General features: G+C 64.9%; 4 protein-coding genes and 1 pseudogene. 3 read left to right on the plus strand and 2 right to left on the minus strand.

What is annotated here, in order from left to right; translation table 11 throughout:
• Positions 1-116: pseudogene (locus tag JOZ76_RS29315) on the plus strand (DUF1465 family protein); the annotation flags it as partial.
• Positions 117-383: 267 nt separating this feature from the next.
• Here the strand turns inward: JOZ76_RS29315 and rpmE are convergent.
• The gene (rpmE, locus tag JOZ76_RS29320) at positions 384-611 is read right to left on the minus strand and encodes a 50S ribosomal protein L31 (RefSeq protein ID WP_291704661.1); all 228 of its coding nucleotides are present in this window, start codon (positions 609-611) and stop codon (positions 384-386) included.
• Positions 612-806: 195 nt separating this feature from the next.
• Between rpmE and JOZ76_RS29325 the strand changes: the two genes are divergently transcribed.
• Positions 807-2,663, plus strand: a complete 1,857-nt coding sequence (locus JOZ76_RS29325) for an ABC transporter ATP-binding protein/permease (RefSeq protein ID WP_291704663.1) — start codon at positions 807-809, stop codon at positions 2,661-2,663.
• Positions 2,664-2,771: 108 nt separating this feature from the next.
• Positions 2,772-2,972: a hypothetical protein gene (locus JOZ76_RS29330; protein ID WP_291704665.1), complete on the plus strand. Its 201-nt coding sequence runs from the start codon at positions 2,772-2,774 to the stop codon at positions 2,970-2,972.
• A gap of 47 nt (positions 2,973-3,019) precedes the next feature.
• On the opposite strand, the gene JOZ76_RS29335 is transcribed toward JOZ76_RS29330, so the two are convergent.
• Positions 3,020-4,048 carry a peptidoglycan -binding protein gene (locus tag JOZ76_RS29335; protein ID WP_291704667.1) on the minus strand — a complete coding sequence of 343 codons (1,029 nt, stop codon included), beginning with the start codon at positions 4,046-4,048 and terminating at the stop codon, positions 3,020-3,022.
• Positions 4,049-4,101: the final 53 nt, after the last annotated feature.

Raw genomic sequence — 4,101 nt, forward strand, 5'->3', positions numbered from 1 at the left:
AATCGCGGGTCCGCCGGCTCGACACCACCATCCACGCTCCGCCGCCCGAGCGCACCACCATCGGCAATCCCCTGGTGCCCCAGCTCAACCGGCTGAAAGCTGCGTTCGAGCAGTAATACCAAACAGCCTCGGCCAGGACTCGTCATGCCCGCGCTTGTCGCGGGCATCCATGTCTTTCTTCCTTGCTGCATCAAAGACGTGGATGGCCGGGCCAAGCCTGGACAAGCCCGGCCATGACGACCTGGAAAGGTCGGCGCTAGCCTCGCATCGGTAGAAGACCACCTGAGGCGGAAAAACAAAAACGCCCCTGCTTGGCAGGGGCGTTTTGATTCTGGACGCGGACATCCGGCGTCGGACCGCATGGCCCCTGACGGACGAGCGAATCAATCTTTCTTGAGAAAGCCCTGGAACTTCTTCTGGAAGCGCGAGACACGGCCGCCGCGATCGAGGATCTGCTGGGCACCGCCGACCCAGGCCGGGTGCGATTTGGGGTCGATGTCAAGATTGAGCTTGTCGCCGGCCTTGCCCCAGGTCGAACGGGTCTGGTACTCGGTGCCGTCGGTCATGACGACCGTAATCATATGATAATTCGGATGAATTTCGGCTTTCATGACGTATCCTCGCGCGTCGGCGCGCTTCTCTTGAGACATCTCAAAGTGGACGGAATTGCGCGCTCTATAACGTAGCCACTCCCTCAAAACAAGCTGCAAAACAGGCGCAAGGCACTGGGCAGAAGCCGGAATTGCCACTGACGCCGGTGCGGCCTATCTCGGGGGCAATGAGACGATAGGTGGTCAGGACGGCGCATGAGTGCAGTTGAGCGGCTCGAAGACGGGCAGAATGTCAAACCGGCGGAGCCCGAATTGGTCGCCGTGTCCGCCGCGTCTGCGGCAGCGGAAATCGCATCTCCGGACAAGCGCCGCATGCGGCTGAGGCCGCTGCTGGCGCTAGCGCCCTATATCGCGCGCTATCGCGGCCGAGCACTTCTCGCTCTGGTCGCGCTCACGGTCGCCGCCATCACCACGCTGCTGGTGCCGATCGCAGTGCGGCGGATGATTGATTTTGGCTTCACGCCGCGAGGCATTGCGCTGATCAACAGCTATTTCAGCGTCATGATCGCGGTGGTCGCGGTGCTCGCGCTCGCCAGCGCCTCCCGCTACTACCTCGTCATGACGATCGGCGAGCGCATCGTCGCCGACATCAGGCGCGACGTGTTCTCGCATCTGATGTCGCTGTCGCCGGCCTTCTTCGATACCGCCCGCAGCGGCGAATTGATTTCGCGGCTCACCGCGGACACCACCCAGATCAAGTCGGCGGCCGGCGCCTCGGTCTCGATCGCGCTACGCAATCTCTTGCTGTTCATCGGCGCCGTGAGCATGATGGTGATCACGAGTCCGCGCCTCTCCGGCTTCGTGCTGCTTGCCATTCCGCTGATCGTGCTGCCGCTGGTCGCATTCGGCCGCTGGGTGCGGCGACTGTCGCGCAACGCCCAGGACACGCTGGCAGATGCCTCCGCCTACGCCTCCGAACTCGTCGTCGCGATCCGCACCGTGCAGGCCTATACCGGCGAACGGCTTGCCAACGCGCGTTTCACCAACGAGGTCGAGCAGGCCTATGAGGCCGCCCGCACCTCTACACAGGCGCGCGGCGTCCTGACCGCGATCATCATCTTCATCGTCTTCACCAGCGTGGTGCTGATCCTGTGGGTCGGCTCGCACGACGTTTTGACCGGTTCGATCACGCCGGGCCGGCTCGGCCAGTTCGTGCTCTATACGGCGTTCGCGGCCGCGGGCCTCGGTCAGCTCAGCGAAGTCTGGGGCGAGGTGTCCGCGGCGTCCGGCGCGGCCGAGCGCCTGTTCGAGCTGCTCGACGTCGCGCCCGAAATCACCCAACCGGTGTTGGCCCAACCAATGCCGGAGCCAGCGCGCGGCGATGTCAGTTTCGAGAATGTCAGCTTCAACTATCCGATGCGGCCGGACCTGCCGGCGATCGACAACGTCTCCTTCTCGGTGAAGGCCGGCGAGAAGGTCGCGATCGTCGGCCCCTCGGGCGCCGGCAAGAGCACGCTGTTCCATCTGCTCTTGCGTTTCTACGATAGCAGCTCGGGGACGATCGCGTTCGACGGCGTGCCGGTGAAGTCGGCCGATCCGAAAAAACTGCGCGCGCGCATAGCGCTGGTGCCGCAGGATTCCGTGGTGTTCGGTGCGAGCGCGCGCGAAAACATCCGCTTCGGCCGGCCCGAAGCCACCGATGCCGAGGTGGAGCGCGCCGCCGATCTCGCGCACGCCACCGAGTTCATCCGCCGCCTCCCCGGCGGTTTCGAGGCGCAGCTCGGCGAACGCGGCGTGACGTTGTCCGGCGGCCAGCGCCAGCGCATCGCGATCGCGCGCGCGATCCTGCGCGATGCGCCGCTGCTGCTGCTCGACGAGGCGACCTCGTCACTCGATGCCGAAAGCGAGACCCTGGTACAGACCGCGCTGGAAGAGCTGATGCGGCACCGCACCACGCTGGTCATCGCGCACCGCCTCGCGACCGTACTGTCCTGCGACCGCATCCTGGTCATGGAGCACGGCCGCATCGTCGAACAGGGCACGCATGGTCAGCTGGTCGCCGCGGGCGGCCTCTATGCGCGGCTGGCGCGGCTGCAGTTCGAGGGGGCGTAAGCCTCCGCTTGCGCGATAAATGGGCAGCCTGGGGTGCAACCTTTCCGGACCCCGGTACGTTTTCCGCTGCATCGTTGGCTGCGTACCAGACCGGAACGGGAGACGACCATGGCCTATCGCCGCGGCGGGTTTGTGCTGACGCCCCCATCGCTGCTCATCTTTTCGATCTCTCTGGTATTGGCGCTGATCGCGATGCTGGTGCGCTATACGCACGCGCCCATGCCGATCATCAGCACGTCGCATGTGTTCGACCTGCTCGCAATCGCCTATGTCGTGCTCACGATCGGCGTCCTGTTCCGCCGCGTTTAACTGCGGCGTGCATTGCACCGCGCGACAGCGCGACGCGTCACGGCCACTCAGCGTTCTGTCAGCTTCAGCTCGATGCGGCGGTTGCGGCGGTAGGCATCTTCGCTCTGCGCGGTGTCGAGCGGCTGGAACTCGGCGAAGCCGGCGGCGACCAGCCGCTGCGGCGAGACTCCCTTCGAGATCAGATATTGCACGACCGAGATCGCGCGCGCCGACGACAGTTCCCAGTTCGACTTGAAGCCGGAGCTGTAGATCGGCCTGACGTCGGTGTGGCCGTCGACCCGCAGCACCCACGCGATCTCGCCGGGAATTTTCTTGTCGAGCTCGAGCAGCGCGTTGGCGACGGTGTCGAGCTCGGTGCGGCCCTCAGGCAGCAGCATCGCCTGGCCGGTGTCGAAGAAGACTTCTGACTGGAACACGAAGCGGTCGCCGACGATGCGGATGTCGGGCCGGTTGCCGAGGATGGCGCGCAGCCGCCCGAAAAACTCGGAGCGGTAGCGCGACAATTCCTGCACGCGTTGCGCCAGCGCGACGTTGAGGCGCTGGCCGAGATCGGCGATCCGGTTCTGCGATTCCTTGTCGCGCCGCTCCGATGCGTCGAGCGCCTCTTCGAGCGCCGCGAGCTGCCGGCGCAGCGCGCTGATCTGCTGGTTCAGCACCTCGATCTGCGCGAAGGCGCGCGCCGACACCCCCTTTTCCGACTCCAGCGCCTTGTTGAGCTCGCTCGTCCGTCCCGCGGCATCATTGCCGGCACCGGCCAGGCCCTCATAGAGGCCCTTGATGCGGTCGCGTTCGGCCTCGGCGGAGACGAGGCCCGCGCGCAATTGCGCGACGGTGTCGTCGAGATTGAGCTTGCCGAGTTTCTCCAGCGAGAGCATTTCGCTGAGCTGCTGGATTTTTGCGTTGAGCTGTTCCAGCGCCTTGTCCTTGCCGGTCACCTCCTGCGACAGGAAGAACTGCACCACCAGGAACACGGTGAGCAGGAATATGACCGACAGGACCAGCGTCGACAGCGCGTCGACGAAGCCCGGCCAGTAATTCATGCTCGCATCACTGCGGCGGCCGCGTGCCAAAGCCATGGTTCACCTACCGGTCGCTCACCTGTTGGTGGATTCGCGCGCCAAAATTTCGA

Origin of the sequence: Bradyrhizobium sp. (assembly GCF_019244115.1) — a bacterium.
Lineage (GTDB): Bacteria > Pseudomonadota > Alphaproteobacteria > Rhizobiales > Xanthobacteraceae > Bradyrhizobium.